The sequence below is a fragment of the Sphingobium fuliginis genome (assembly GCF_015074805.1).
Taxonomy (GTDB): Bacteria; Pseudomonadota; Alphaproteobacteria; order Sphingomonadales; family Sphingomonadaceae; genus Sphingobium; species Sphingobium fuliginis.
Genome location: NZ_CP060037.1, coordinates 305,939 through 332,379, shown reverse-complemented (window position 1 = coordinate 332,379; position 26,441 = coordinate 305,939). Strand labels below are relative to the sequence as shown.

At 64.6% G+C, this 26,441-nt stretch carries 26 protein-coding genes and 2 pseudogenes; 8 read left to right on the top strand and 20 right to left on the bottom strand.

The genetic code is table 11. The annotated features are described in order from the left end of the window. Window positions 1-68: 68 nt before the first annotated feature. Both H5V43_RS23065 and H5V43_RS23060 read right to left on the bottom strand, forming a co-directional pair. Complete coding sequence (locus H5V43_RS23065) at window positions 69-761, bottom strand: RES family NAD+ phosphorylase (RefSeq protein ID WP_021245246.1); 693 nt, start codon at window positions 759-761, stop codon at window positions 69-71. Window positions 762-766: 5 nt separating this feature from the next. Then, on the bottom strand, window positions 767-1,156 hold the full coding sequence (locus tag H5V43_RS23060; protein WP_020818070.1) for an MbcA/ParS/Xre antitoxin family protein: 390 nt from the start codon (window positions 1,154-1,156) through the stop codon (window positions 767-769). Between the two features lie 142 nt (window positions 1,157-1,298). On the opposite strand from H5V43_RS23060, the gene H5V43_RS23055 reads away from it, so the two are divergent. After that, entirely contained in the window at window positions 1,299-3,200 is a 1,902-nt protein-coding gene (locus H5V43_RS23055; RefSeq protein WP_052757561.1) for a ThiF family adenylyltransferase, read from the top strand. Next, window positions 3,197-3,724, top strand: coding sequence for a M67 family metallopeptidase (locus tag H5V43_RS23050; RefSeq protein WP_021245243.1), 528 nt, complete (start codon window positions 3,197-3,199; stop codon window positions 3,722-3,724). Before H5V43_RS23055 ends, H5V43_RS23050 begins: the two co-directional genes overlap by 4 nt. Before the next feature lie 43 nt (window positions 3,725-3,767). Here the strand turns inward: H5V43_RS23050 and H5V43_RS23045 are convergent. The 4 genes and pseudogenes from H5V43_RS23045 to H5V43_RS23030 form a co-directional block, all read right to left on the bottom strand. Next, a pseudogene (locus H5V43_RS23045) lies at window positions 3,768-4,406 on the bottom strand (site-specific integrase); the annotation flags it as partial. 680 nt (window positions 4,407-5,086) lie between these two features. Then, complete coding sequence (locus H5V43_RS23040; RefSeq protein ID WP_030541607.1) at window positions 5,087-5,362, bottom strand: hypothetical protein; 276 nt, start codon at window positions 5,360-5,362, stop codon at window positions 5,087-5,089. Window positions 5,363-5,417: 55 nt separating this feature from the next. Beyond that, the gene (locus H5V43_RS23035) at window positions 5,418-6,167 is read right to left on the bottom strand and encodes a methyltransferase family protein (RefSeq protein ID WP_021245240.1); all 750 of its coding nucleotides are present in this window, start codon (window positions 6,165-6,167) and stop codon (window positions 5,418-5,420) included. Further along, a complete protein-coding gene (locus H5V43_RS23030) occupies window positions 6,164-6,427 on the bottom strand; it encodes a DUF2933 domain-containing protein (protein ID WP_013039078.1) in 264 nt (87 codons plus the stop codon). Before H5V43_RS23030 ends, H5V43_RS23035 begins: the two co-directional genes overlap by 4 nt. 251 nt (window positions 6,428-6,678) lie before the next feature. On the opposite strand from H5V43_RS23030, the gene H5V43_RS23025 reads away from it, so the two are divergent. From H5V43_RS23025 to H5V43_RS23010, 5 genes and pseudogenes are all read left to right on the top strand, one after another. Next, window positions 6,679-8,139 (top strand): MBL fold metallo-hydrolase RNA specificity domain-containing protein, encoded by a 1,461-nt coding sequence (locus H5V43_RS23025; RefSeq protein WP_021245239.1) that lies wholly within the window; start codon window positions 6,679-6,681, stop codon window positions 8,137-8,139. Then, entirely contained in the window at window positions 8,136-9,674 is a 1,539-nt protein-coding gene (locus H5V43_RS23020; RefSeq protein ID WP_021245238.1) for a thymidine phosphorylase family protein, read from the top strand. The genes H5V43_RS23025 and H5V43_RS23020 overlap by 4 nt, the downstream gene beginning before the upstream one ends. Continuing rightward, on the top strand, window positions 9,671-10,555 hold the full coding sequence (locus tag H5V43_RS23015; RefSeq protein ID WP_021245237.1) for a ribose-phosphate pyrophosphokinase: 885 nt from the start codon (window positions 9,671-9,673) through the stop codon (window positions 10,553-10,555). The genes H5V43_RS23020 and H5V43_RS23015 overlap by 4 nt, the downstream gene beginning before the upstream one ends. Before the next feature lie 169 nt (window positions 10,556-10,724). Further along, window positions 10,725-10,920, top strand: a pseudogene (locus H5V43_RS23960) (hypothetical protein); the annotation flags it as partial. A 593-nt stretch (window positions 10,921-11,513) separates the two neighbouring features. Beyond that, entirely contained in the window at window positions 11,514-12,134 is a 621-nt protein-coding gene (locus tag H5V43_RS23010; protein WP_021245235.1) for a response regulator transcription factor, read from the top strand. A gap of 143 nt (window positions 12,135-12,277) precedes the next feature. On the opposite strand, the gene H5V43_RS23005 is transcribed toward H5V43_RS23010, so the two are convergent. The 10 genes from H5V43_RS23005 to atpD all read right to left on the bottom strand — a co-directional run bounded on the left by H5V43_RS23005 (window position 12,278) and on the right by atpD (window position 20,515). Continuing rightward, window positions 12,278-14,044 (bottom strand): oleate hydratase, encoded by a 1,767-nt coding sequence (locus H5V43_RS23005; protein ID WP_021245234.1) that lies wholly within the window; start codon window positions 14,042-14,044, stop codon window positions 12,278-12,280. Between the two features lie 79 nt (window positions 14,045-14,123). Then, a complete protein-coding gene (locus H5V43_RS23000) occupies window positions 14,124-14,972 on the bottom strand; it encodes a F0F1 ATP synthase subunit gamma (protein ID WP_021245233.1) in 849 nt (282 codons plus the stop codon). After that, window positions 14,969-16,489, bottom strand: coding sequence for a F0F1 ATP synthase subunit alpha (locus tag H5V43_RS22995; protein ID WP_021245232.1), 1,521 nt, complete (start codon window positions 16,487-16,489; stop codon window positions 14,969-14,971). The genes H5V43_RS23000 and H5V43_RS22995 overlap by 4 nt, the downstream gene beginning before the upstream one ends. Further along, window positions 16,473-17,222 (bottom strand): F0F1 ATP synthase subunit B family protein, encoded by a 750-nt coding sequence (locus H5V43_RS22990; protein ID WP_021245231.1) that lies wholly within the window; start codon window positions 17,220-17,222, stop codon window positions 16,473-16,475. Before H5V43_RS22990 ends, H5V43_RS22995 begins: the two co-directional genes overlap by 17 nt. 1 nt (window position 17,223) lies before the next feature. Further along, window positions 17,224-17,466, bottom strand: a complete 243-nt coding sequence (locus H5V43_RS22985; protein ID WP_017501321.1) for a F0F1 ATP synthase subunit C — start codon at window positions 17,464-17,466, stop codon at window positions 17,224-17,226. Next, window positions 17,463-18,164, bottom strand: a complete 702-nt coding sequence (locus tag H5V43_RS22980) for a F0F1 ATP synthase subunit A (protein WP_025546733.1) — start codon at window positions 18,162-18,164, stop codon at window positions 17,463-17,465. The genes H5V43_RS22985 and H5V43_RS22980 overlap by 4 nt, the downstream gene beginning before the upstream one ends. After that, window positions 18,161-18,427 carry an ATP synthase subunit I gene (locus H5V43_RS22975; protein WP_017501319.1) on the bottom strand — a complete coding sequence of 89 codons (267 nt, stop codon included), beginning with the start codon at window positions 18,425-18,427 and terminating at the stop codon, window positions 18,161-18,163. Before H5V43_RS22975 ends, H5V43_RS22980 begins: the two co-directional genes overlap by 4 nt. Further along, the gene (locus H5V43_RS22970) at window positions 18,424-18,699 is read right to left on the bottom strand and encodes an AtpZ/AtpI family protein (protein WP_021245229.1); all 276 of its coding nucleotides are present in this window, start codon (window positions 18,697-18,699) and stop codon (window positions 18,424-18,426) included. The genes H5V43_RS22975 and H5V43_RS22970 overlap by 4 nt, the downstream gene beginning before the upstream one ends. Continuing rightward, window positions 18,696-19,106, bottom strand: a complete 411-nt coding sequence (locus tag H5V43_RS22965; protein ID WP_017501317.1) for a F0F1 ATP synthase subunit epsilon — start codon at window positions 19,104-19,106, stop codon at window positions 18,696-18,698. The genes H5V43_RS22970 and H5V43_RS22965 overlap by 4 nt, the downstream gene beginning before the upstream one ends. Then, complete coding sequence (gene atpD, locus H5V43_RS22960; protein WP_021245228.1) at window positions 19,103-20,515, bottom strand: F0F1 ATP synthase subunit beta; 1,413 nt, start codon at window positions 20,513-20,515, stop codon at window positions 19,103-19,105. The genes H5V43_RS22965 and atpD overlap by 4 nt, the downstream gene beginning before the upstream one ends. 275 nt (window positions 20,516-20,790) lie before the next feature. Between atpD and H5V43_RS22955 the strand changes: the two genes are divergently transcribed. Continuing rightward, window positions 20,791-21,210: a hypothetical protein gene (locus H5V43_RS22955; protein WP_017501314.1), complete on the top strand. Its 420-nt coding sequence runs from the start codon at window positions 20,791-20,793 to the stop codon at window positions 21,208-21,210. 27 nt (window positions 21,211-21,237) lie between these two features. Here H5V43_RS22955 and fabI read toward each other — a convergent pair whose 3' ends face one another. Genes fabI through H5V43_RS22935 form a run of 4 tightly spaced genes read right to left on the bottom strand, consistent with a single transcriptional unit; the run spans window position 21,238 to window position 26,343 of the window. Continuing rightward, the gene (gene fabI, locus H5V43_RS22950; protein ID WP_021245226.1) at window positions 21,238-22,011 is read right to left on the bottom strand and encodes an enoyl-ACP reductase FabI; all 774 of its coding nucleotides are present in this window, start codon (window positions 22,009-22,011) and stop codon (window positions 21,238-21,240) included. Next, window positions 22,008-23,198 (bottom strand): acetate/propionate family kinase, encoded by a 1,191-nt coding sequence (locus H5V43_RS22945; RefSeq protein WP_031291181.1) that lies wholly within the window; start codon window positions 23,196-23,198, stop codon window positions 22,008-22,010. The genes fabI and H5V43_RS22945 overlap by 4 nt, the downstream gene beginning before the upstream one ends. Beyond that, window positions 23,191-24,618 carry a bifunctional enoyl-CoA hydratase/phosphate acetyltransferase gene (locus tag H5V43_RS22940; protein WP_021245224.1) on the bottom strand — a complete coding sequence of 476 codons (1,428 nt, stop codon included), beginning with the start codon at window positions 24,616-24,618 and terminating at the stop codon, window positions 23,191-23,193. The genes H5V43_RS22945 and H5V43_RS22940 overlap by 8 nt, the downstream gene beginning before the upstream one ends. A gap of 3 nt (window positions 24,619-24,621) precedes the next feature. Next, entirely contained in the window at window positions 24,622-26,343 is a 1,722-nt protein-coding gene (locus H5V43_RS22935) for a PHA/PHB synthase family protein (RefSeq protein ID WP_021245223.1), read from the bottom strand. Window positions 26,344-26,441: the final 98 nt, after the last annotated feature.

Sequence of the window (26,441 nt, the reverse complement as noted above, 5' to 3'; positions counted from 1 at the left end):
GCGCAGCGATGCTCACGGTAGCCGACGGCGGTCCCGCAACCTGTAGTAACGATGTACTGCCCAAAAGACTAAGCCGCGAGTGCGTCATCCGCCAAAGAGAAGTCCTCAGGACTTAATTTTCGGCCCACTTCATCAAAGGCGTAGACGGCCGAAATACGCGATCCGTCCCATGCAAAACGATAGTGAACCGTCTGGATGGTTCGCCCCAGCCTGTCGCCTCGCAAAACCGCGTAGCAGCGGTGCGACGGTCGCTCAGGGGGGCAGTAGATGATGCCATCCGCCGCTTCTGGCAAATCTCTTGCTATCTCCCAGCGTTTTTCCCGCTCCAGGTTGGGCGAAACTTCCGAGAGGTCCGCAAACTTTCCCGCCACCGGGGTCTTGAGCATCCGCATGTCCAAGCCAAGGGCGGCCTCACTCGTTCGCCGCAGGAATCCTTCGCGCCGAGCGACCGCTACAGCAAGCGCCGTCTGTTGATCGTCGGAAAGTTCCAACGCTGGCCAGGTAGACGGGAAGAAGCGGCTCCCCTCAGGGTTGAGGTATTTGAACGGAGCGAGATTCCAGTTTTGAAGCTGCGGCGACCCGCTATCACCATATAAGGCTCGTAGCCGCTCATCTGACTGTAAACGCGGATTGGTGCGCGCCTCGATCTCCGCGAGTTGATCGAGCCTGTCGTTTGCCACGAGGCCGTCGAAAACTGAAACGGGCGGGAAACGCGAGGGAATAAGCCTGTAAAGCTCACATTCGATGTCGACCAACTCCATTGCGATCAACCCCCGCGCTGAGCATCCAAATATTGCCGAACTCGATATATGTCTGCGACTCCCCCTCGCAACATGATAGCCAGGGCAGACTGACCATCAAAAAATTCGTTGGGCTTTTGCATCCACGCGTCGCCGCGTTCGTCGACCGTGAACAGGATACGCAGGGCCTTCCAGATGGCCAAGATGTGAGAGAGGCGTTCTGTCGTATCATTCGGAAGCGTTCCGCCCTCTTTCTTCCATTTGAAGAATGTCGACCTGCCCGGTGAGCCCAAGAGCCTGATCTGATCGTCAGTGGTCAACTCCCAGCGTTCCGCGATCTGGAAAAAGGCCTCTAGCTCCACCGGAATCCGGGTCGTTCCCATGCCCGCGCGAGCATCGGCTTGCGAATTGCCCATAAAAAGCTCCCCGGTCCATTTCTGGACTTGATTTGCAAATCAGTCCTAATACATACAGTTCAAATCAGGACTCGAACGCGATTCTAGTCCATGATGACACGGCGTCAAGAGTCCTCTCAGGAGATCATGATGAACAGCAACAATGGAAATCCGCCGGGCCACCCGGATCATCCGCAGCACCCCGATGTGCCCAAAGGCCCGCCGAGCCATACACCCGGCCGTCCGGATGGTCCGCCGGTGCCGTCCAACCCGCCACCCCACCGCCCGGTTGGTTGAACAGATGACCGCAACCGAGGGCTGGTGGGACTCGTGGGACGGCCTGTACCGGGCCGAATTGGCCGCGTTTGAACGCCACGGCGCTGCGGTTTTGGTTAAGCACAAGTCAGATGGCTTCCTCCTGTTGGAAGCTATCTGGCCGGCCAAGGAGCGAGGAGATATTCGGCTACTTGTCGGGTTCTCCTCGTTACACCCCTATTGCCGCCCCGAAGTGACGGCACCCGATCTTGAACTCGATCGCCATCAAAATCCGCACAGCAAGGCCCTTTGCCTTTTGATCCAAGGCAATGACCAGTGGGACCCGAACGAACTTGTGGCTGACATGATCGACCGCCAGTTGCAGCAGCTGTTCGATGCCATCGGCCACCGCAATGCTGGTTCTTGGGAAGAAGCGGCCAAGGCGGAGGAGCCTTATCCAGATCCGCTCTCGACCTATTTTAACGGCCAGGGTGAAACCAACTCTGCCGTGTACTTTGGACAGGGGCGCACCGCTCCAACCGGCAAATTCGGCCCAGCGACCGCCGTCAGCCAGGAACGCCCGATAGCCGGCCCTAAGAAGGACGGCGCAGCTTTCGAAGCGATCATGACGCAGACGAGACCTGCTAAAGGGGTTTGGCTCGCAGAGCCATTTGAACTGCCGCAGCGAACAGGAAAGTGGTCGCCACTGCCAGCCCGATGGGTGCGCATGAAACCGACCCTTGGACGGGACGCGGCAGCCCTCCTAGCCGAAGCGGAAGCACTGGTCGCAGCTGAGGCGAACCTGTTCCAAGGGGAAGCAAGCGGCTGGACGAAGATCGGGAAAGCCCCCTTGAGCATCACGGCGATTCTCATCGAGGAGGAGGTCGCTTATGGGCCGAATGGTCTTGGTGACGGATGGATTTTCCTGGCTAATCGTTGGGTCGGCAAGCGTCGCCATGTCAGCTTCATCCGGGGCTACGGCATTTCCGACGACATGTTCAGTCGATTGCCGGTCGCCAGCGCACTGCGCGGTAAGAAGGCCCTGCTCATAGGATGTGGTGCGATCGGAAGCTTCGCCGCTATTGAGCTGGCGCGAGCCGGTTTCAAGGAAATCAGCCTGTTCGATCCCGACCTGGTCGAGCCCGGCAATTATGTTCGCTGGCCGCTCGGTCGCGCGGTATGGGGTGTTTCCAAGTCCGAAGTGCTCGCAGCGTTCATCCAGCAAAACTACCCGTGGACGCAGGCGTCCAGCGGCCAAACCAAAGTCGGCGCGGCGCTTTCTGACTCGCAAGACCTTGGACAACTCAAAGGGAACCCGTTGCAGCAATTGCGATCGCTGATCGGCTCAGTTGACGTCGTGATCGACACGTCGGCGTCAACCGAATGCCAGCAGGCGCTGGCGTTTCATTGCAAAGATATCGGAACCCCTCTTGTGATCGGCTATGCAACCCTGGGCGCCGCAGGCGGCGTGGTCGCGAAGTTCGCGACCGATCATCCAGCATGCTTCCTATGCGTCCAATCTCAATGGCTTGACGGCACGTTACCGCAGCCCGCGGAAGACACCGGCGGCACCGTACTTCCTGTCGGATGCAATGCGCCGACATTCACGGGGGGCTCGTTCGATCTGCAGGAAGTGTCGCTACAAGTTGTTCGCGGTGTGCTTGCCGTCACCATTCCGGATGTTTTCGACGCGGGGGATTGGGACGTTGCCGTCCTCTCGCACTTCAAGGACGGGAGGCGGATCCTACCGACCTGGGAGGTCGGGCATGCCCGCGCGCACCCCGTCTGCTGTGGCCGGGAGGTTGCGTGACTCTCTGGCTCAGCGCCGCCGCAAATCGTCGAATTCTTCAACTGGGCACCGCATTCCATCCGCTGGAAACAGGCGGCGTGATGCTCGGTTGGCACGATGGCGACGATCGGATCGTGGCCCGGGTCATCGGTCCCGGACCACGCGCAATGCACGGGCGGCACGCCTTCATACCGGATCATGTTTGGCAACTGGAGCAAATAGGTCAGGCATTTTCGGCCAGCGCTGGCGATTTGGATTATCTTGGAGACTGGCACACGCATCCGGATACCCCGGCAGTGATGAGCAATGAGGACCATATGACCCTGCGCCGCATCGGCAAGCGGGTCCCCAGGGCCGCGATGCTCATCGCCTCGCTGAGTGAGAAACGCTACGAGAGCCGGGCCTGGACCTATAACAAGCCGGGCCTGCTGGCACGGGCGCGGTCCGTCGAGACTGACGTCCGGATCTTTGAACCGCCTGAAGAGTGGGGTTTGGAGAAGATCGGCGGACCTTCTGCAATTCAGGGGGCTCAGCCTGATTTCTAATGTGATTGTATCATGCCGTTTCGCCGCGACAGACCTAGCCCCGTCACCCAATCTTCGCCATTAGTCGGCCAGCCGCGCCCTGCTCGGCCGCGAGATTCCGGTTGTAAGCGAGAGGCATGCGCGGGCTCTTCCAGCGCAGGGCGTCCATGATCCCGGCGAGATCCTCCCCGACGACGAACAAGTCCTGATTGAGGCCCACTCGAGTCGAATGCGCGCTGATCCCCTTGAGCAGCCGTTCCAGATCGTCCTTGGTCAAATCCGGTAGTGCGCCGCGCTCGAAAGCTTGATTGATGATGGCGCGCCAGATCGGCCCGATCGAGCCGGGATGCAGCGCCGCCGTGCCGATATCATATTCCACACGCGCCGCCACAGCTGGCTTCGGTAGCGTCTTGCGCAAGTCCCAGGTCTCGCGACTCGAGATGCTATCGATGCGCCGCCCCGGGACCGCCTTGCGGGCCTTGTAGCGCCGTACCTGCACCCGGCGGAACAAGGGGCCGGCCTCAATGCCCGAGGCAGCACGCCAGGCCGCAATGGCGCGCACGGATCGCCGCGACAGATAAGCGGTCGCCCCCTCTCCTTCCGGATCTCCCTTGCTGCGCGCAATAGTCAGTAGCCGCGCCTCCGGGTCAAGCGCCTCCGTGATGTCCGTGACGTCGATCACCACCAGCTCGGAGGCGCGAACGCGCCGCTCGCGAACCACAAAAGAAGCTGCGCGCCGACAATGATCGCGAGCCACTTGTGAGTGCGGCTCGCGAGAAGGTGCAGCCGAAGTTTGGTGCTTCTCAGGGTCGAATCTCCATCCTTGCGTGTCTCATTTCGTGCCTGCCAGATTCTTCATCATCCCGCGTGGCCGACAGGTGCGCCCGCGACCAGCGCTTGTACGGCTCAGCCGTCATCCCCGAGAGTTAGCGCACGAACGCCACCGTGTCCCAGACAGGGGATCCGGTGCGTCTTGCCCCCCGCCGGCTCGGCCGTCAGCTTACACCATGCTTGATAATCCAGGGCTGCTGAGCGGGCGTGAGGCGTTGCGCCACCCCTCGCCAGTTCGGGGCTTGCCGTTAAGGGCCTTGGCTCACCTCCGATTCCTCCGCGCCGGGGCGATAGATGACAGCCGCTGCACATCTCTCCGTAGAGGCCGACACCGACTGACACCCGTTGCGCCGACGCAAAATCCGGCCGCGCCCTTGGCAATCAGCCCGCTGGCACGGCGGTCGAACAGGTCAGTTGCTTGTCCGGCTTACAGATAGCGCCCGATCGCACTGCCCGGGCTCGGTCACGTCCTGAACTTCGGTGACGTTCAGGACGTGGCTGCGATCTCGATCGGTGGGCGGCCCAGCTTTTCGAGGGCGATCGCGTGACGGGCTAACCAACGACGGGATCTTTGACCCACCCCAAGGCATCGTGCAGCTCTGATATGTCGGCGTCGATGATCGCGTACAGGTCTTTATCTTCCTCGCGAAAGAACATGCGCGCCTTCGCTTCGTCTTCGGCAGGGGGAAGCATCGCTCCCAGGCGCTCCGGCCATTTCGCGTCTATGAATCTCATGAGCCGCTTCCAGGCCGCGGATCGGGTCTGATGGAGGCTCAGGACGGGAACGCCGTTTACTACAATCGCAAGGATCGTCACCTGCATGGTCACATACGCCCCCTCGATTTCGTCATGTTCGTGATGATCTTGCGGAGGAGGACAACGTCTAACCTCCTGGCAGCATGTTGTCGTGTTCTCGAGAACCCTCGCTAACCGGCCCGTCCGTCTGATGGCCTGCCATTCGAGCATTTCCTGTGAAGGCCAGTCCTGCAATCTCCCGCTTCCAACGCAAGCTGGGGAAGAAGGCGGGAACATGGGCCATGTACTGGCGGTAGCTATCGCCGTAGGTCGCGAGCGCGTATCTCTCCTCATGCTTAGCCAAACGAATGTACATCACCACCAGCACTGGAAACATGGCAAGCGTCAGAAGCGTCGGCCATTGTAGCAAGAAACCGAGCATGACGAGGATGAACCCTACGTATTGAGGGTGCCGCACCCGGGCGTAGACCCCCGTCATTGCCAATTCGTGTTTGCGCTGACTCGTGTGAAGCGCCGTCCACGCGATCGAGATTAGCCAAAAGCCTACACCAATCAGCACAAAGCTGGCGATGTGGAACGGGCCGAAATGCGGATTGATGCGCCAGCCGAACATCATTTCCAGGATGTGGCCAGCATCGTGGCTCCACCAGTCGACGCCGGGGAAATGCGACTGGAGCCACCCCGACAGCAGGAAGATGGTGAGCGGGAAGCCATACATTTCGGCGAAGAGCGCGACGATGAACGCACTGAACGCGCCGAAGCTGCGCCAGTCGCGCCGCGTTGCCGGCTTGAAGAAGCTGAACGCAAAGAGGATGAAAACGGCGGCATTGACCAGCGCGAGCCCCCACAGACCATAGCCATAGTCGGCGTGCGTCATCGCGACTCTCCTTCGATGCGGCCGTTGGGATTGGCCGGCAAGCCGGCGGGTGCCTGGCCGGGCTCATGGCCATGCTGATGCCCACCTTGGCCGTGGTGCATGAACAGGTGCATGAGCGGGCAGGCGAGCAGGATGAGATAGGGCAGCACACCCAGGAAGTGCGCGGTATGCTCGGTAATGAGGAAGAAGCTGGCGACGAGCAGGAAGCCGATCAGAACGATCTTGCCGCGCTTGCGCATGCGATGGTCATGTTCGCCCATATGCCGTTCTCTTCTAGTCAACGTCCAGCCTGCATAGGCTCGAGTCCAAGGAGCAAGGTATAAGTAGAGACCGAAGTCCGAAGGGCATCGCGCAAGCATGGGTAAGGTGATCGATCGGATCGGCCACCGGTGTTCGCGCGACGCAACTGTCGGGAGCAGCAGTCGTGCTGCGGCTTTTGCGTATAGGCGTGCGGCGTCCGCGAATCAAAGCTGCGCTCACGAACATAATCGTGAGAGGCAGGCCCGCGTCCATGCACAAGAGAAAGAAACGGCACCATTCCCGCAACCAGTCCGGCGTGACCGTCCTCGAGCGCGAAGCAAGGATCGATCTGGCTAAGCGCCCGGCCGATGGTCTCGGCGTCGCCTTTCTCGGCGCATCGGGAACGGTCACAGGGTCGCGTTATCTGGTGGACGATGGTGAAACTCAGATCGTTGTCGATTCCGGCCTGTTTCAAGGACCCAGGGATCTGCGCCGCCTTAATTGGGCGCCAATTCCACCCGAAGTCGCCGATGTCGGCCAAGTCCTGCTGACCCACGCTCATCTCGATCACTCGGGCGCGCTACCGCGCATGGCGCGCCTGGGCTGGGACGGTACCGTCCTTGCCACCCGGGCGACCGCGGCCCTGTGCGAGCTCCTTCTTCCCGACAGCGGTCATCTGCAGGAAAAGGATGCGGAGTTCGCCAACCGGCACGGCTTCTCCAGGCACCAGCCGGCGCTGCCGCTCTACACCCAGGCTGACGCGCGTCTGGCATTGCAGCTCTTCCGGCCGATCGAGTTCGGAGCGTGGCATGCAGTCACGGACGGCATCAGGGTGCGCTATCATCGCGCCGGCCACATCCTCGGCGCGGCGTCGATCGAGATCGACTGGAAGGGGCGGACAATCCTCTTCTCAGGCGACATCGGCCGTTACGGCGATTCGGTGATGAAAGATCCCGAGCCGCCCGCGCGCGCCGACTATGTCCTGGTGGAATCGACCTATGGCGATCGGCGCCACGAGCAGGTCGATCCGACAAAGACGCTTGGAGATCATGTCGAACGATGCGTCGAGAGAGGAGGGACGGTGGTGATCCCGGCCTTCGCCGTGGGACGGGTCCAGTCGCTTCTCTATCATTTCTCGCGTCTGCGCGCGCAGGGACGCCTCCGCGACATCCCGATCTTCCTCGACAGCCCGATGGCGATCAACGCGAGCGGGCTGATGTGCGATTTCATGGACGAGCATCGCCTGGCCCGCGCCGAGTGCGAAGCGGCGTGCAGCGTCGCGCACTATGTGCGCGAAGTGGAGGAATCCAAGGAACTCACCGCCAACCCCGCCCCAAAGGTCATCATCTCGGCCAGCGGAATGGCAACGGGCGGCCGCGTGCTCCACCATCTCAAGCGCTTCGCGCCGGATGGGAAGAACCTCATCCTCTTCTCGGGCTTCCAGGCGGCGGGCACCCGCGGCGCCGCCATGATCGGCGGCGCCCGGACGATCAAGATCCACGGCGAGTATATCCCGGTCGAAGCCGAGGTCGCCAACCTGACGATGCTCTCGGCGCATGCCGACAGCGACGAGCTCATGCGCTGGCTCGGCTCGCTGCACGAGGCCCCGCGCCACGTCTATGTCACCCATGGCGAGCCGACCGGCGCCCACGTCCTGGCGAAGCGTGTCTCGGAGGAACTGGGCTGGGCATGCAGCGTACCGGCGCTGGGTAGCTGGGGCATGCTCGCGTGAAGCCCGGGATCATCGAGAACGCCGAAGCAGAGTCTGTCGCGACGACGCTGCGGGCACGCCGCATCGGCCTGTCGGGTGCCGGTAGCGATCTGATCGCGGTCATGCGCCACGACTGTCCCGTCTGCCGCTCGGAAGGTCTTGCGTCCCGCGCGCAGGTCGCGCTGCGCGCCGGCGGGCGGGAAATCGTCGTCTCGCTGCTGCACAGTTCCGCGGAGACTCCAGCGCCCGGCGAGATCGGCCTCTCGGAATCCGCATGGCAGCGGCTCGGCGTCAGCGAGGGCGATCCGGTCGAGATCGCGCACGCCCAGCCTCTCGCCTCGCTCGCCGAAGTGCGTCGGCGTATCTATGGCAATCGTCTCAGTGACGGGGCTTTTTCAGCGATCATCACCGACATCGCCGAGCGACGCTATAGCGATGTCCATCTCTCGGCATTCGTCACGGCCTGCTCAGCGGTCCCGCTCGATACGGACGAAACGATCAGCCTGACCAGGGCGATGGTCGATGTCGGCGAGCGATTGCAGTGGCCCGGAACGGTCATCGTCGACAAGCATAGCGTCGGTGGATTGCCGGGCAATCGCACCACGCCGATCATCGTCTCGATCATGGCCGCGGAGGGCCTGATCATGCCCAAGACATCGTCGCGGGCGATCACCTCGCCGGCCGGCACGGCGGACACGATGGAGGTGCTGGCACCTGTCGACCTCGACGTTTCCGCAATCCGCAAGGTGGTCGAGCGCGAAGGCGGCTGCATCGCCTGGGGCGGCGCCGTCAACCTCAGCCCTGCCGACGATGTGATCATCGGCGTGGAACGGGTGCTCGATATCGATGCCGTCGGGCAGATGGTCGCCTCGGTGCTGTCCAAGAAAATCGCGGCCGGTGCGACCCATCTGGTCATCGACATCCCGGTCGGGCCGACCGCCAAGGTACGCGGAGCCGATGCCGCCGACACGCTCGAGCGGGCGCTGAGCTCTGTCGCCCAAGCCTTCGGGCTTCGCACGCGCGTGATGCGCGGCCCCGGCGCCGAGCCGATCGGACGGGGCATCGGTCCGGCGCTCGAGGCGCAGGATATCCTTGCCGTGCTCCAGGGGCAGCCGGGCGCCGAGGATCTCGCCCACCGGGCCTGCGAGCTGGCGGGAGGACTGCTTGAGCTCGCGGACGCAGCCCCGGCCGGCGAAGGCTATGCGCGTGCGCGGGCGTGCCTCGAAAGCGGCCGGGCCTGGGCCAAGTTCCAACGTATCTGCGAAGCGCAGGGCGGCATGCGGGCTCCACCGGTCGCCCGGTTCCAACAGGATATGATCGCTCCCTATAGCGGCCGCCTGGTGAGTATCGACAATCGCAAGCTCGCGACGGTCGCGAAGCTTGCCGGCGCGCCGATGGCCAAGGCCGCCGGCGTCGCGCTGCAGTGTCGGCTGAACCAGATGGTGGATGCCGGGGCTCCCTTGTGCACCATTCATGCCGAGAGCCCGGGCGAGCTCGATTATGCGGCGGCCTATGCGGTGAGCGACGGGCCGATCTTCGGGATTGAAGCGCTATGAACCGTCCCGTGCTGTTCGCGCTGCCTGGCAGCGAGGCCCTGGCACAGCCGCTATCCGCCGCGCTCGATGCAGAGGTCGGCACGATCGAGCATCGTCAGTTTCCTGACGGGGAAACCTATCTCAGGGTCGTAAGCGACGTCAGCGACCGCGAGGTCATCCTGCTGTCGAGTCTCGATCATCCGGACGCCAAGCTGTTGCCGCTGCTGTTCGCAGCCGACACCGCGCGCGATCTGGGCGCTCGCAGGATCGGGCTCGTCGCCCCCTACCTCGCTTACATGCGCCAGGACATACGCTTCCATGCCGGCGAGGCGGTGACGTCGCGAACCTTTGCCGCGATTCTGTCCCGCCATCTCGACTGGCTGGTGACGGTCGATCCGCATCTCCATCGCTATCATGCGTTGTCGGAAATCTACCGCATCCCGACCCAGGTTGTTCATGCCGCGCCACTTCTGGCCTCGTGGATCAAGCGCAATGTCGCTCGTCCGCTGATCATCGGTCCGGACCTGGAAAGCGAACAGTGGGTCTCGCAGGTGGCGGCCGATGCCGATGCTCCGTTTCTCGTGTGCGAGAAAATCCGGTCCGGCGACCGTGACGTCACCATCTCGATTCCGAATGCCCCAGCGTTTCTCGATCGCCAGCCGGTGCTGGTCGACGATATCGCCTCATCCGGCCGGACCCTCGCCGAGGCGGCGCGCCAGCTGGTCGGCATGGGGTTCGCGCGACCGGATTGCGTGGTCGTGCATCCGCTTTTCGCCGGCGATGCAGCGCAAGTCCTGGGTGGGCTCGTCGAGAGGATCGTCAGCACGAACGCTGTTGCGCATACCTCTAATGATATCGACGTGATGCCGGCGATTGCGGAGGCCGTTCGTCACGGAATTTGAACGGTGCGCTGCGCGTCAGTTCTTCAGTACTCAATGCTCAATGCACGATGAAAACGAACGCCCGGCAAACGCCGGGCGCATTCCCATCCATTGACCCTACACGAGCCCGAACCAATCTTCCGGGAACTTCGCTTTCGGAGAAAGTCGCGGCAGGAAAGGAGGATATGTCATGTCGCACACACGCTCTTTCCTTGATCCCTTCATCGTTGCTCGGACCCGCAGCTTGAGCCCGAAGTGAAGCCCGCCATCCTTGCATCCTGGGCGTCCGATCGCTCCGCCGTCGAGGGCCAACCGGCCCTCCGTCGCCCGCCAGCATCCCGGTGCCGGTCGACGATGTGATGGCAGCGCTGCGCTGGCTCGATCGCGCTGAGCGCGGCGCGGGCCTGGCATCCTTGGTTCGTCAGGAACAACCCGGTATCGGTGCCATCCTCGCCGGGAATATCGAAACTGCGACACGGAAGGCGGGCGATCTCTGCGATGATCAGCCTTCGATCTCAAAACCCTATGATCACCGGTTCGTGCTGAATCGGATTCGCCGTGCCGTAGCGGCGCGCGAGCGGAGCTGCGATCCGCCCCGGACATCGGCGTTACGGCGCGCTGCTGACACAGAATAGCGATTATCAGCTTCTTGCCATGACAACATGACGCGTCGAGCTTAGGAGCAACCAGCGCGCTCATCCCCCAAGAGGCGTGCCCACTCCCGGCGGCAGCGTCTTGCGGCGCCTTGCCGCCGGGAGACCAGAGGGAGCGCCGCCCCGTTCGCAAGAGCGGTCATCTCGCAAAGTTCGGCACATGATGCCGGGTCGCTTACCCCCCTCTCGCCGAGCACCTGCCTTGCCTGTTGTGATGCGGCGGTATTTCGGCCTTGACCTTGGACCATGGTCCTACCCGTAGAAGGTCTCCCCTTTGAAGCTGTGCCCGCTGGGGTGCGCAGCAATGCCAACACGTCCGGGGGGCCATGGAGAGCAAGCGCGTCGTTCATGTCATTGATGACGAAGAAACAATCAGGAAAGCTGTAGGATTCACATTAAGGACAGCGGGATTTGCCGTCGAGACCTATGGCTCGGGAGTCGACTTTCTGAAAATTGCAGATGAAGCTGAAAGAGGTAGCATCGTTCTCGACATGCACATGCCGGACATGAACGGTCTACAGGTTCAGGCAGCGCTGACGCAGATGGATATAAGCATGCCAGTCGTGATGCTGACCGGCAACGGAGACATTGCGCTTGCTGTCCAAGCGATGAAGGCGGGTGCTGTCGATTTCCTGGCCAAACCTATCGAACGGCCGCTGCTGCTCGATGCGATAGACCGAGCGTTCGCGCGCATCGACACGGCCGAGGGGCGCGCTCTCGAAGAAGCCGAGGCATGCCGACAGGTCGATCTACTGACACCGCGCGAACGGGATGTTCTCGAAGGCCTTGCGCAAGGCCTTCCGAACAAGACCATCGCCTATGATCTGGGCATTTCTTCACGGACGGTCGAAGTCCATCGCGCGAGCATCATGTCCAAGCTTGGAGTCCGTACCCTTGCCGAAACCTTGCGGATCGCCTTTGCGGCTGGAATGGGAAGGCCGCTGTAGGTAAAGGCGGCCAGGGCTGCTGCGGTTGAATCTCTGCGTGTCACCTGATGGCGCGGACATAGTGCCTGCTGGGATGCATCGACGGTGTTCATCAGCTTTTGGCGGAATTTTCGTGAGCCCAGGCGAAGGGTCGCGCTTGATTGCTATCGCGAAAGGAGATGAAACTCTTCCAACAGCTGGGCGATCTCTGTGCCTTCAAGCTTCGTCATCAACAGCTTGCGCAGGAAGGACGGGCCGGGAATGTCGATCCCTTTGCCATCCCTGAGCGGCCCGATTGCGGCCAGAAGCGTGCGGATATCATAGGTTGAGTTGAACACTTCGGGCACGCCGCGTTCGACCTTCATCAGCGTGTAGACGGCCTCCATCGGCGTGCGCACCGAATATTCCGTCGTGAAGATACAATCACGCTGCTTCGACTCGGCAAACTGGCCGACAAAGGCGAAGTTGACCGCGCCCTCGGGCACCACGTCCGGCCGGTCGCCGGCCTGGCGCGGCATGAAGAAGGCGGTGATGTAGGGCATCATCACCGGCACGGTCTTCGCCCCCGTCGCGGCGAGGCCGGGGATGTCCTCGACCGGCACGCCGAGATGATAAAGCCATTCCTGCGTGATCTCCTCGCCCGTACAGTCCTGCATCGGCTTCTTCACATAGTCGCCGGGTCGGTCGACGAACAAGGCATAGAACCAGGCGACGATCTGGTCCTTCGGCTGTTTCCTGAAGTGGGGTTGCCGGCTCACCGTCCAGCTCAGCAGCCAGCTCGAGTCCTTGACCGTGATGATGCCGCCGGTCACCACCGTGCCGCTGAACGGATCGCGCTTGGCAATCTTGCGAATGTACGCCGGAATGCGCGCGTCGAGCGTGGTGATGGTCGCCGACGCCCATTTGGTTTCCGGGATATGGGATCCAAACACGTCGGGACGACCAAAGGCCGGGTCCTTGGCCGCGATCCGGCGCCACAGGTCCCAGGCCGGCGCCGGCCCCTCATTCAGCCTGGCCGGTGTATGATGATCGCCATTGTCGGAATTTTCGGTCAGCGATCCGATAGTGATGAAGACGAGATCATCGGCGCCGAGATCGACGCCGCCTTCGACGCCGTTTTCGATCCAGGCAATCCGGGTCGCCTGCTTGCGGCCGGGCTGGATGTCGAAATCGACGTCGGTGACCTCGACGCCGTAGCGAAATCTCACACCGCGATCCTGCAACCATTTGACCAACGGCAGGACCATCGATTCATATTGGTTGTAGCGGTTGAACTTGAGCGAGGAAAAATCCGCCAGACTGCCGATATGGTGGATGAAGCGATGCAGATAGAGCTTCATCTCGAGCGCGGAATGCCATTCCTCGAAGGCGAACATGGTGCGCCAGTAGAGCCAGAAGTTGCTCCTGAGGAAATCATCGCCGAAGACTTCGTTGATCCGCTTGTTCTCCATCTCCTCCCGCGTCGCGAGGAAGACGGAGATCAGATCTCTTCGCGCGCGATCGCCGAGTGTCAGCAAAGCCTTGTCGGGCACATCCTGGCCCTGGTTCTGCGTGACGCGCTGCAGCGAGAAATTCGGATCGTCCTTGTTGAGCCGGTAGAATTCGTCGAGCACACTCGCATCCTCGATCTCCAGCGACGGGATCGAGCGATAGAGATCCCAGAGGCATTCGAAATGCTCCTCCATCTCGCGCCCTCCGCGGATGACGAACCCCTTTTCGGGGACGTCGAGGCCGTCGAGCGCGCCGCCGGGAATATGCAACTCCTCAAGGATGGTAATATGCTCGCCGGCGACGCCGCCGTCGCGGATCAGGAACGCCGCGCCTGCCAGTCCCGCAAGACCCGAGCCGACGAACCAGGCCGTCTTCCTGTCAGCGCCCTCAGGTTTGCGGGGCCGCACGAAAGCTTCGTAGTTCCCGCTACTATAGTGCATGCTCAACTCCATCCTTGATCCCGACGACAATGGCGGTTCTGCGGTTTCTTGCTGAACAGCAGAAATGCCTGCCCTGCATTCATTCTCGCCGATGTCGCCCGCCGCTCAGTTCGACGACTTCACTGGTGATCTGATCCTGACGCGTGAGGCGCTCCTCGAGGCGCAGGGCCTCGCCCTTGCGATCGATGTGGCTGCGGGCGGTCGCCATGGTGCGCAGCCGTGCCTCATTCTCGGCGACGAACGTCTCGACCGCAGCCGCGCAGATGTGGGCGAAGACATATTCCGCGGTCAGGTCGCCGATAAGGTCCGCCGCGTTGATATTGACGAGCGGCGGCAAATCCGCCGTGGACGCGGGGAAAGTGTCGAGGTCGAGCGGCAGGAGGCTCGCGCGCACGATCGAGACGCCCTTGCCGCTGCTCCAGACCGGATAAGCCATGGTGATGGGCACCGCGCCGACCTCGTCCAGATAGTCGTACAGCGCGTCGATGATGCTTGTCGCGAGTGCGGGCAGCGCATCGGCCTTGCTCGGCATGCTCGCGCTCCATGCGATGCGCAGACCGCGCTCGGCCGCAAGCGTGGCCGTGCGCGCGCCAATCAGAAGAATATGCCTGTCCTGCATGTCGGCCGCGGCGCCGTCGAGCAGCTGCTCCGGAAAGGCCCCGGCAAAGCCTTGCTCCGCACCGAACAGGATAAGGCCGCCTCTCGCACCACCGACCGCCCGCGCCGGAAAACGCGCCAGTGGCTCGTCAAGGCGGCGCGCCTGGCCAATGGCGGTGCGGGCGGTCTCCGCATAGCGTCGCACCGCAGGCAGCAGCGCGCGCGCCTGATGCGCCCGCTGCGCGGCGATGCCCTGCATGGCGTTGACCACCGCACCGAGCTGGCGGACGGTCTCGATCCGCTGGCCGATCTCGGCGAGGCGATCGCTCATGATGCAGAACCGGCCGGCTGGCTTTCGATCAGCGCTTTCACCGTCGTCATCAGAGCGGACCGCTGCGCGGTGTCGATCTGTCCAGTCCGCTCGATCTGCGCGCATAGATCGGGGACGTGATCGTCGATCCAGGCGGGCAGCCGCGTGCGGAGCGACGATATCTCCGAGACCGCCATGCCATCGAGCAACCCTTCGCCGAGCGCCACGACCAGCGCCACCTGGTCGACGACCCGTAGTGGACTCGACAGCGGTTGCACGAGCAAGGCGCGCAAGCGCTTGCCGCGTTCGATCTGGGCGCGGACACGCGGCTCGGGCTGCTCGCCGAAGCGGGTGAACATCTCGAGCTCGAGGAACTGCGCATAGTCGAGGCGCATGGTCCCGCTCGCGTCGCGCAGGACGCGAAGCTGCGTCTTGCCGCCGACCCGGCTCACGCTCGTGCCCACATCGATGGCGGGCTTGTGCCCCTGCGCGAACAGCTTCGCGTCGAGAATAATCTGACCGTCGGTGATCGAGATCAGATTGGTCGGGATATAGGCGCTGACGTTGCCGGCATCGGTCTCCGCGATCGGCAGAGCCGTGAGCGAACCGCCCCCCTTCTCCGTCGAGAGACGCGCCGCACGTTCGAGCAGGCGGGAATGGAGGAAAAAGACGTCGCCGGGATAGGCCTCGCGCCCGGGCGGCTGTCCGGTCAGCAGGGCGATCTCGCGATGGGTCGCGGCATGCTTGGTGAGATCGTCGAGCACCACCACCGCATGGCCGCCACCATCCCGAAAATACTCGGCCATCGTGAAGCCCGCGAACGGCGCGATCCATTGCAGCCCCGGCGCCGCGGCGGGGCTCGCCACGACGAAGATGGTGCGGTCCGGCGCGCCATGCCGCCGCACCTGGTCGACCACGCGCGCGACCGCCGAGCTTTTCTGGCCGATCGCGACATAGACGCAGATCATGTCGCTGGTGCGCTGGTTGATGATCGTGTCGACCGCGAGCGCCGTCTTGCCTGTGGCGCGGTCGCCGAGAATGAGTTCGCGCTGCCCCCGGCCGATGGCGAACATCGCATCGATTGCGAGCGTGCCGGTCTGCACCGGCTGGACGACGAGGTCGCGTTCGATGATCGCCGGCGCCGGCCGTTCGACAGGATCGAAGCGCCTGGCCCGGATCGGCGCGCCCCCATCGAGCGGACGGCCGAGCGGATCGACGACTCGGCCAAGCAATGCCTCGCCAACCGGCACGCGCACCACCTCGCCCGAGCCGGTTACGGTGTCTCCTGCCTCCACCTGGGCGGCATCGTCGAGCAGCACGCAGCCGATCCGGTCCCGGTCGAGCGTGTGGACGAATCCGGTCTGGCCCCGGGCGAAATAGAGCAATTCGTCGAGGCGCGCGTCCGGAAGGCCCGAGACCATGGCAACGCCGTCGCCGATCGATTCCACCCGGCCAATTGCATCGACACGCGGCCCGAGATTGGCGCGCGTGATGCAGCTCTGGGCCTGCGTCAGCCAGTCTTCAGGCGATCCGGGCATGATCGTCTTCATTGAGGCTCTCAACCATGGCGTCGAGATCGGCGCGCCAGCTGTTGCGCACGACGGCGTGGGGCGTGCGAAGCTCCGCGCCGGCGATGAGATCTGGATCGACTGCGAAGATCGGGGTCGCGGTATCCGGCAGGATTTCGCCAAGCGCGCGCGCTACCTGCGTCTGCAGATCGGCCGTCAGCGGCGCGGGCGTCGCGACGGTGACGGGCCCGGCGGCCGCCAGGCTGCGGCGATCCGCCTCGGAAAGGTCTCCGAGCCGCGCCTTGAGCGCGTCGACCATGGCCTGCACCGTCTGCTCGGGCGGGAGACGAGCGAGCAACGTGCCTGCCATCGAGGCGGCGAGGTTCGCTGCCTTTTCCCGCCACTGCGCCGCCACCCGCCCGCGTTCGGCATCGATCGCCGCATGGCCTTGCTCGACGACGGCGTCCGCCTCGAGCCTGGCCTGCGCGAGGAGGCGCTGGCGCTCCGCTTCGGCCTCGGTCCGGATCTCGGCGCGGCGAGCCGCCGCATCCGCGACGAAGCCGTCATTCTGCGTTTTGAGCGCCTGCGCTTCGGCCTGTGCCCGGTCCTTTGCCTCCCGCGCTTCGTCGAGCAGCGCCTGGGCCGATGCCTGGCGGGCAGCGATGGCATCCATCACCGGACGGAACAGGAAGCGTCCGAGCAGCCACACGAGGATGAGGACATTGACCGCCTGCAGCGCGAGCGTCCACCAGTCGATCCGCATGTCAGGCGAACGGGTTGGCGAAGAGCAGCAGCAGCGCGATCACGAGGCAGTAGATCGCCATCGTCTCGATCATCGCGAGGCCCACGAACAGCGTGCGCGAGACGGTGTTGGCGGCTTCGGGCTGGCGCGCGATCGCGTCCATCGCGGCGGCGACGGCCCTGCCCTGCCCGAGCGCCGGGGCGATTGCGCCGATCGAGATCGCGAAAGCGGCTCCGAGGATGCTGGCGAGATGGATCCAGTTCATGCGGGGGACTCCTGTTTGGATGGCGGGCGGGCGCCGTTCTCGCTGATAGCGCTCCCGATAAAGACCATGGCGAGCGCGCCGAAAATGTAGGCCTGGACCGCGCCGGTCAGCATTTCGAGCGCCATGAGCGGGATCGGGACGAGCAGCCCGGCGAGGCTCAGCACGACGCCGATCATGAAGACGCCGCTCATGACGTTGCCGAACAGGCGCACCATCAGCGAGAAGCTGCGGGTGAAGAGCTCGACGATATTGAGCGGGGCGAGCAGGATCGAGGGGCGCGCGAAGGTCGCGAGATAGGCCCTGGGCCCGAGCGCGCGGACGCCGAACCAGAGCGTCGCGCCGAAGACGATCAGCGCCAGCGCCGCGTCGGTTTCGAGGGTCGCGGTCGGCGGCTCGACGCCGGGGATCAGCGACGACCAGTTGGCGACCAGCAGGAACAGGAACAGCGTGCCGATCAGCGGCAGATAACGCTGCGGTTCCGCCTCCATCGTCTCGCGGATCTGGCCGGCGACGGTCTCGACGACCAGCTCGAGCGCCGCTTGGGCTCGGGTTGGGCGTAACGCAAGGCGGCGGGTCAGCAGCCAGCTTCCGATTGTAAGGAAGGCCATGATGCCCCAGGTCGTGGCGACCGGCTGGCTGATCGGCACCGGACCGATCGGGAACAGCACATGGCTTTCAAGTGGTGACGCGAATTTCATCGGGCGCCTCCGAGCCGGTGGAGCATGATCTGGCGCCCGCCCATGAAGCCGGTTGTAGCGGCAAGAAGCGCCGGCCACCCTTGCCGGCTGGCGATGACGAGAACCAGAATAGTGACGGCGAGACGCCCGAGCCTGAGCAGGATCGCGCGCGATGCCGGGCCGCCATGGGTGACGAGGTCGGCTTCTCTGGCGATGGCCGCGAAATGGGCGAGGCCGACCGCAAATCCGAGGGCCAGGAACAGGATGGGGGAGAGCTGGCTCATTGCCGGTGCATCCAGCGCCAGCCCGACCAGCAGCCGAGGGCGAGCCCGACGAGCAGGAGCGGCGCGGTCCAGAAGATGCCGCTATCCAGCCGGTGGTCGAGCCAGCGGCCGATCGCGAGACCGACCAGCGCGGGCAGGACGATCTGCCAGCCGAGCACGCCGATCTGGCCGAGATTGCGGGCGACGGAAGGAAGCCGCTGCGCAAGCCGCCGCCGTTCCGCGCGGGTCCGGATGGCTTCGACGATCGGCTGCTCGGGCTTGTCCGCGGTCACAGACCAAGCTCCCGGCCACCACCCTGCAGGGCCTCGACCATATGGCGGATCGCCTGCATCCTGAGTTTCGCCGACGCGGTCCGTTCGGATCGTTCGCCCTCGTCGCGCTCGCGGTAGCGCGCGAGCACGTCATGCTCGAGCGTTCCGAGGTCATCGCCGACATGGCCTTCGCGCGTCGCGACCGCGACCTCCGTGCCGTGGCTCACGGTCAGAATGCCGTTGCGCACCGCGCAATAGCCGGGAGCGCCATCGAGGCCCCGCCAGGAGACGATCGAGACGCCAAGCGCGGTCAGGAAATCGGCGTGGCCCGACAGGATGCCGAAACTGCCGCTGGCATCCTCGGCGCGAACCGACCTGACGTCCGTGTCGACGAGGATCGCGGTCGGATCGGTGATCCGCAGCTTCATGCGCCCTCCCCCACGCGAGAGCGTGCCTCTTCAATATCGCCCACCATGTAGAAGGCGCTCTCGGGCCAGTCGTCGGTCTCGCCGGCCAGGATGGCCGCGACGCCCTGCAGCGTATCGGCCAGCGCCACAGAACGGCCGGCTTGCCCGGTGAAGGCCTGGGTCACCATGAAGGGCTGGGTCAGGAAGCGCTGCAGCCGCCGCGCCCTGCCGACGATCAGCCGATCCTCGCGGCCCAGTTCCTCGATACCGAGCAGCGAGATGATGTCCTGAAGCTCGCGATAATGCGCGATCGTCTCCCGGACCTGCTGGGCGAGCGCGTAATGATGATCGCCCACGACCTGCGGATCGAGCAGGATCGACGACGATCCCAGCGGATCGACCGCGGGATAGATGCCTTCGGCCGCCATGGCGCGCGAGAGCAGAATGGAACTGTCGAGATGGGCGGAGATGGCGGTGACCGCAGGGTCGGTGAAATCGTCGGCGGGCACATAGACCGCCTCGATCGCGGTCACCGCCGCCCCATGCACCGAGGCGATGCGCTCCTGCAGCGCGGCCACTTCGCTGGCCAGCGTCGGCTGGTAGCCGACGCGCGAAGGCATGCGTCCGAGCAGGCCGGAGACTTCGCTGCCGGCCTGGACGAAGCGGAACACATTATCCATGAGCAGCAGGACATTGCGCTTCTGCTCGTCGCGGAAATGTTCGGCGATGGTGAGCGCGGTCAGCCCTACCCGCCAGCGCGCGCCCGGCGGCTCGTTCATCTGCCCGAAAACGAGCACGGTCTTGTCGATCACGCCCGAGCCGCGCATGTCCGTGAGCAGCTCATGGCCCTCGCGCGATCGCTCGCCGATGCCGGCAAAGACGGAAACACCTTCATAGCGCGCGACCATCGCGTTGATGAGTTCCATCACCAGCACGGTCTTCCCCACCCCCGCGCCCCCGAACATTGCCGCCTTGCCACCCTGGGCGAGCGGCGCGAGCAGATCGATGACCTTGATGCCAGTCTCGAACATCGCCGTCGCCGCGCTCTGCTCGTCGAGCGGCGGGGGGGCGCGGTGAATGGGCCTCAATGGGACATCCGGCCCAAGCGGCGCGCCGCCGTCACCCACCTGCCCGGTCGGCGTAAGGAGCCGCCCCAGAACCTTGTCTCCGACCGGGACCGCGATGGGGGCGCCCAAGGCCATCACGCCGACATTCCGAGCGAGACCGGAGGTCGGCTGAAGCGCGACGGCGCGGACGGTGCGGTCATCGATATGGCTCTGCACTTCCGCGACCAGCGGGCCTGACGACGCATCGACGCGCAGCGCTTCATTGACCGCGGGCAGCGGCCCTTCGTCGAACTCGACGTCGAGGACGGGACCGCGCAGCGCCGCAATCCGGCCGAGCCTGGCTATGGACGGTATCACGCCCATGCCGGTTGCCGGGTCAGACCATAATCATGCCCGACCGTGCCGCGATCATGACGGGACGGGTAGAAGTCGCTGCCCGCGGGCACGACATGGACGACAAGCCAAAAGTGCATTGGCTGAGCGTCGCAGGCAAGCCGCAGATTCGGCATACGTAGAGTTACCGATTCTCTCTGATTCAGCCTCGCCGAATAACGGCGGCGCGACGCGATGGGCCTCAGGCCAGGGCGCTATGCCCGATATGCCAGAGCTCAAACGCGAAGAGAAAGGTTCACCGTTTCATGCCCTATCCCGTTGATCAACTCGCCGCGCTCGCCAAAGCGAATGTCGGCCTGATGCTGAAGCTCGCCGAAGTCGCCCGGAAAGGTGGCGAAGAGTCGCTCGAGGTCGGCAACCGCGCCGCCGGCCGCTTCGCCGAAGAGGCGCGTGCCTCGATTGCGGGCGCGACGGACAAGACGTCGGACGCCGGCGCGGTCAGCCCGGCCGGACCGCGGGCACTGTTCGAGGACATGGCCACGGTCCGCGAGCATATGATTGCCGGCACAAGATCGGCGTTCGAGGAATGGCAGCAGGCCTGGCAGGCCGTCGCGAGCGCTCCGACGGCTCCCGGGGCGCTGGATGCCTTTGCTGCCATTGTCGGACCATGGTTCGGGCAGAAAAGCCCGGGCGACGGCGAGAAGCAGGCCACCAGCGACAAATAGGATAGCCCCCGATCGCGGCGAGCCGCCCTAGCCGAGCAGGTGCTGACCGCCATCGACCGGAATGATCGTGCCGGTGATATGGCGGCCGGCATCGCTCACCAGAAAGGCGGCGAGCCCTCCGACATCCTCGATGGTCACGAGCTGGTGCTGCGGGACCGTCGCCGCGGCCCGTTCGAGCAGCTCGTCGAAGCGGTCGATGCCGCTGGCAGCGCGGGTCGCGATCGGGCCTGGCGAGATCGCATGGGCGCGAATGCCCTTGGGGCCAAGCTCAGCCGCGACATAGCGGGTCGCGCTTTCGAGGGCCGCTTTGACCGGCCCCATCAGGTTGTAGTGCTCGACCACCCGCTCCGACCCGTAGAAGGTGACGCACAGCAGGCAGCCGCCATCCGACATCAGCGGCTCGGCGAGACGCGCCATGCGCAGGAAGCTGTGGCACGAGACGTCCATCGCCAGCGCGAGGCCTTCGGCCGAGCTGTCGACGACGCGGCCGTGCAAATCCTCCTTCGGCGCGAAAGCGATCGAGTGAAGCAGGAAATCGAGGCCGCCCCATTCGGACTTCACCCGCTCGAACAGGGCCTCCAGTTCGCCCGGCACCCGGACATCGCACGCGGCGAGCCATTCGACTCCCAGGGTCTCCGCGACGGGCGCCACGAACGGCTCGGCCTTTCCGTTGAGATAGGTCGCCGCCAGTCTCGCGCCACAGTCGTGAAAGGCCTGGGCGCAACCCGCCGCGATGCTATGCGCGTTGGCGATACCGATCACCAGGCCGCGCTTGCCAGTAAGATCGACGAGAGGTTTCATGCTTTCGGCTCCTCACGCAGCAGATCGGCGGTGTGGATGGCGATCATCCTTTCCTCATCGGTCGGGATGACGCGGACGGCGACACGGCTGGACGGCGCGCTGATGACTGCATCTCCTCGGAGGTTCGCGTCCGCGTCGAGGTCCACGCCGAGCCAGCCGAGCCGACCGGCGACGCGGGCGCGAATTTCAGGCGAATTCTCGCCGATCCCGGCAGTGAACACGAATGTGTCGAGACCCCCGAGCGAGGACGCGAGAGCGCCGGCCTGGCGCGCGATCTGCCAGACGAAGAGCTCGATCGCTTCCCCAGCGGCGGGCGTTTCGCTGCCGAGAAGCGCGCGCATGTCGCTGGAGACGCCGGACACGCCCAAAAGGCCGGACTCACTGTAGAGGAGATGCTCGACTTCACGCGCCGTCATGCCCCTCTGCTGGAAAAGATAGAGCACCGCGCCCGGGTCGAGCGCGCCGCAGCGCGTACCCATCACCAGCCCGTCGAGCGCGGTGAACCCCATCGTCGTGTCGATGCTGCGCCCCCCGGCCATCGCGCAAAGGCTGGCCCCGTTGCCGAGATGCGCGGCGATCGTGCGGCCACCGCCTGTATCGGGATCGATCGAACGCAGCTGCCGCGCGATATATTCGTAGGAGATGCCGTGAAAACCGTAGCGCCGCATGCCCTCTTCGCCAAGCGCGCGCGGCAGCGCGAGGCGCGTCGCGATCGGGGGCTGGCCATGATGGAAGCCGGTGTCGAAGCAGGCGACTTGCAGCACAGCGGGGCGCAGCCTGGAGACGGCGCGGACCGCGGCGAGATTATGGGGCTGATGCAATGGCGCCAGTGGGCAAAGCGCCTCGAGCGCGGCGAGGAGTGGCGCGTCGACCCGCGCCGGCGCTGAATAGTCGGTGCCGCCATGAACGATCCGATGGCCGACCGCGATCAGATCGTCGCCGACCGAGGCTTCGATCTCCCGCAGCAAATCCTCGAGCAGCGTCTCGTGCGTGATCGTGCCGTCTTTCGTCCAGCGCCGCTCGGCAAGGACATCCCCCTTCGCATCGCGCGCGATCAGGTGCGGCTCAAGGCCGATATTCTCGATCTTGCCGCTCGCCAGCAAAGAGGGCTCATCAGTGCCCGGCTCGGCGTAGAGCGCGAACTTAAGGCTCGACGAACCGGCGTTGAGGCACAGGATTTCAGCCATCGCGGCGCTGTCCCGCAACGCCGGGAGCCGCCTTGGTCGCAGCCCGCGCCAGCAGCACCGCGAGCGCGCAGGAGGCGAGGCGCGTGCGCACGCTGTCTGCCCGGCTGGTGAGGATGATCGGAGCGCGCGCGCCGAGCACCACGCCTGCGGCATCGGCGCCGCCCAGGAAGGTCAGCTGCTTTGCGAGCATGTTGCCGGCCTCCAGATCGGGCACCAGCAGGATGTCCGCCTGGCCGGCGACCGGCGAGACGATACTTTTCTCGCGCACGGCCGCCTCGCTGATCGCATTATCGAGGGCGAGCGGGCCATCGAGCAGCGCGCCTTCGATCTGGCCCCGGTCCGCCATCTTGCAGAGCGCCGCGGCATCCAATGTGGTGCGCATTTTCGGATTGACCGTTTCGACGGCGGCGAGGATCGCGACCCTGGGCTGTTCGATCCCGATCACATGGGCAAGGTCGATCGCGTTGCGCGCGATGTCGGCCTTGTCCTCAAGCGTCGGCTCGATGTTGATCGCGGCGTCGGTGATGATGAGCGGGCGCGGATAGCCGGGCACGTCCATCACATAGGCGTGGCTGATCCTGCGTTCGGTCCGAAGGCCCGTGTCGGACGATACGACCGCGCCCATGAGCTCGTCAGTATGAAGCGAGCCCTTCATCAGCAGCGCGGCTTCGCCGGCCCGCACGCGCGCGACGGCTTCGGCGGCGGCGGCGTGGCTGTGCGGGACGTCGATCACCCGGAAGGCCGCAATATCGACACCGGCGTCCTTCGCCGCATTCGTCATACGCGCCGCAGGGCCGATGAGAATCGGAACGACGATGCCGGCGTCGGCGGCCTCAGCCACTGCGCGCATGGCGTCGGCGCTGCACGGATGGACCACGGCCGTGACGCACGCAGATCCGTCCTTGGCGCGCGCCATCAACTGGCGGAAGCGGTCGTGGCTGGCGATCCGCACGTCGGGAAGCGGCATGCGGGGCCGGCTGACTTTCTCGGTGGGCGCCTTGACCTCGGCCTGGCCGCTGATGACGGTCTCGCCCTTCTGGTTCACACAGGTGCAGTCGAGAACGATGACATGATGCTCGGCGCGCTTCTGCGCGACGGTGACGCAGGCCGTGATGGTGTCGCCGACGCCCACCGGGCGGGTGAAGCGAAGCGATTGGCCGAGATAGATCGCACCGGGCCCTGGCAGCTCGGTTCCCAGGATCGCCGAGATGAGCCCCGCGCCCCACATGCCATGAGCGATGACCCTGTGGAACATGTCCGTTTCGGCATAGACAGGGTCGAGATGCGCCGGATTCACGTCGCCTGACACCGCCGCGAAGAGCTGGATGTCGTCGGCGGTCAGCGTGCGGGTGAGGCTGGCCGTATCGCCGACGGCGATCTCGTCGAACGTGCGGTTCTCGATGAGGTTGGCGGCGGCCATGGCTCAGCGCTCCAGCACGTAGCGCCCGGGGGCATCACCGAGCGGCGGATAGTTCCGTTCGGGCGCGCCCATCGCCGGTGGGGCCGCCGCCTCGCCCGAGTGCGATCCAAGCCATGAACTCCATTCCGGCCACCACGACCCTTCGCGCACCTCGGCCCGCTCCAGCCAGGCATCGGGACCTGGCGCCGGGCCATCCTGCATCCGTGTCGCGATGCGATAATGGCGATGAGGATGCCCGGGCTCGGAGACGATCCCGGCATTGTGGCCACCGCTCGTCAGCACGAAGCGGATCTCCGCGCCCGTCAGCATGTGGAGCTTGTGGGTCGAGCGCCACGGCGCGACATGGTCGGTTTCCGTGCCCACCATGAAGATCGGCATGCGCAGCCCCGAGAGCGAGACCGGGTGGCCGCCGGCCTCGTAGCGCCCTTCGGACAGGTCATTGTCGAGGAACAGGCGCCGAAGATATTGCGCGTGCATGGCATAGGGCATGCGGGTGCCGTCGGCGTTCCATGCCATGAGGTCGGTCATCGGCTCGCGCTCGCCCATGAGATAGGTCGAGAGGATGCGCGACCAGAGCAGATCGTTGGACCGCAGCATCTGGAAGGCGCCGCCCATATGGCTGCTGTCGAGAAAGCCGCGCGCCCACATCATCGCATCGATCAGGTTGATCTCCGCCTCGTCGATGAACAGACCAAGTTCGCCCGGCTCGCTGAACTCGGTCTGGGCGGCGAACAGCGTGACGCTCGCCAGACGCTCATCTTCATCGCGCGCCATCGCGGCCGCGGTGATGGCGAGCAGCGTGCCGCCGATACAATAGCCGGCCGCGTGGATCTTCTCGGTGCCGGTAATCGCCTGGATGACATCAACGGCGGCCATCGGCCCAAGCAGGCGATAATCCTCCATGTCGAGATCGCGGTCGGCGCTGTCGGGATTGTGCCAGGAGATGCAGAACACGGTGTAGCCCTGCCCTACCAGCCAGCGGATGAGCGAATTTTCCGGCGACAGGTCGAGGATGTAATATTTCATGATCCATGCCGGCACGATCAATATCGGCTCCGGACGCACCGTCTCGGTTGCGGGCGCATATTGGATCAGTTCCATGACCCTGTTGCGAAACACGACCTTGCCAGCCGTGGCTGCGACCTTCTCGCCGACCCGATAGGCCTCCGTGCCCGCTGCGGGCTCCCCGCGTACCAGGCGTTCCAGGTCGTCGCAAAAAAATCGCGCACCCTCGACAAGGCATTGTCCTCCGGTTTCGAGGATGCGCTGCTGGAGCACGGGGTTGGTCGGGATGAAATTGGTCGGGGACACCATGTCGAGCATCTGGCGGGTCGCGAACTCGACGATCGCTTCGTGGTGCCCGGTGACGCCGCTCACGCCGGTCGTCGCGGCATGCCACCATTGCTGCTGGAGCAGGAAGGCCTGCTCGATCAGGTCGAACGGATGGCGCTTCCAGGCTGCGTCGGCGAAGCGCCGATCCTGGGGCAGCGGATCGATCGCCGGCTCGGGATCGCTGCCGGATGCGCTGCGCATGGCATAGTCGGCGAGCCGCATCAGCTTGCGCCCGCCCTTGGCGGCGAGCTGCAGCTGCCTGCCTGGCGAGCAGAGAATGTGCGTCCACCAGTCGGAAAAAGACTGCGCCAAAGTGGCGGGCGACTGGCCTGAAGTCAGCTGCGCGATGGCGGCGAAGCTCGACCGATCCAGCGTCGTGGCCAGACCGTCCAACGGGTCAGGGATATTGCTTCGACTCTGCACATTTTCGCTCCTGCTGCGGTGCAACAAGCCCTGAAGCGCAGGAAGCCTCTGCGCACTCCGTAGTCCTA

Bases quoted from the DNA above. Each gene is read 5' to 3' on its own strand.
- H5V43_RS22990 (WP_021245231.1), bottom strand. From the start codon at position 17,222: ATGCGGATCGACTGGTGGACGCTCGCGCTGCAGGCGGTCAATGTCCTC.
- H5V43_RS22945 (WP_031291181.1), bottom strand. From the start codon at position 23,198: ATGGCTGAAATCCTGTGCCTCAACGCCGGTTCGTCGAGCCTTAAGTTC.
- H5V43_RS22955 (WP_017501314.1), top strand. From the start codon at position 20,791: ATGCCCTATCCCGTTGATCAACTCGCCGCGCTCGCCAAAGCGAATGTC.
- fabI (WP_021245226.1), bottom strand. From the start codon at position 22,011: ATGAAACCTCTCGTCGATCTTACTGGCAAGCGCGGCCTGGTGATCGGT.
- atpD (WP_021245228.1), bottom strand. From the start codon at position 20,515: ATGGGCGTGATACCGTCCATAGCCAGGCTCGGCCGGATTGCGGCGCTG.
- H5V43_RS22975 (WP_017501319.1), bottom strand. From the start codon at position 18,427: ATGAGCCAGCTCTCCCCCATCCTGTTCCTGGCCCTCGGATTTGCGGTC.
- H5V43_RS22940 (WP_021245224.1), bottom strand. From the start codon at position 24,618: ATGGCCGCCGCCAACCTCATCGAGAACCGCACGTTCGACGAGATCGCC.
- H5V43_RS23060 (WP_020818070.1), bottom strand. From the start codon at position 1,156: ATGGGCAATTCGCAAGCCGATGCTCGCGCGGGCATGGGAACGACCCGG.
- H5V43_RS23010 (WP_021245235.1), top strand. From the start codon at position 11,514: ATGGAGAGCAAGCGCGTCGTTCATGTCATTGATGACGAAGAAACAATC.
- H5V43_RS23005 (WP_021245234.1), bottom strand. From the start codon at position 14,044: ATGCACTATAGTAGCGGGAACTACGAAGCTTTCGTGCGGCCCCGCAAA.
- H5V43_RS22995 (WP_021245232.1), bottom strand. From the start codon at position 16,489: ATGCCCGGATCGCCTGAAGACTGGCTGACGCAGGCCCAGAGCTGCATC.
- H5V43_RS23065 (WP_021245246.1), bottom strand. From the start codon at position 761: ATGGAGTTGGTCGACATCGAATGTGAGCTTTACAGGCTTATTCCCTCG.
- H5V43_RS22965 (WP_017501317.1), bottom strand. From the start codon at position 19,106: ATGAAGCTGCGGATCACCGATCCGACCGCGATCCTCGTCGACACGGAC.
- H5V43_RS23000 (WP_021245233.1), bottom strand. From the start codon at position 14,972: ATGAGCGATCGCCTCGCCGAGATCGGCCAGCGGATCGAGACCGTCCGC.
- H5V43_RS22980 (WP_025546733.1), bottom strand. From the start codon at position 18,164: ATGAAATTCGCGTCACCACTTGAAAGCCATGTGCTGTTCCCGATCGGT.
- H5V43_RS23025 (WP_021245239.1), top strand. From the start codon at position 6,679: ATGCACAAGAGAAAGAAACGGCACCATTCCCGCAACCAGTCCGGCGTG.
- H5V43_RS23035 (WP_021245240.1), bottom strand. From the start codon at position 6,167: ATGACGCACGCCGACTATGGCTATGGTCTGTGGGGGCTCGCGCTGGTC.
- H5V43_RS22985 (WP_017501321.1), bottom strand. From the start codon at position 17,466: ATGAACTGGATCCATCTCGCCAGCATCCTCGGAGCCGCTTTCGCGATC.
- H5V43_RS23030 (WP_013039078.1), bottom strand. From the start codon at position 6,427: ATGGGCGAACATGACCATCGCATGCGCAAGCGCGGCAAGATCGTTCTG.
- H5V43_RS23055 (WP_052757561.1), top strand. From the start codon at position 1,299: ATGGAAATCCGCCGGGCCACCCGGATCATCCGCAGCACCCCGATGTGC.
- H5V43_RS23015 (WP_021245237.1), top strand. From the start codon at position 9,671: ATGAACCGTCCCGTGCTGTTCGCGCTGCCTGGCAGCGAGGCCCTGGCA.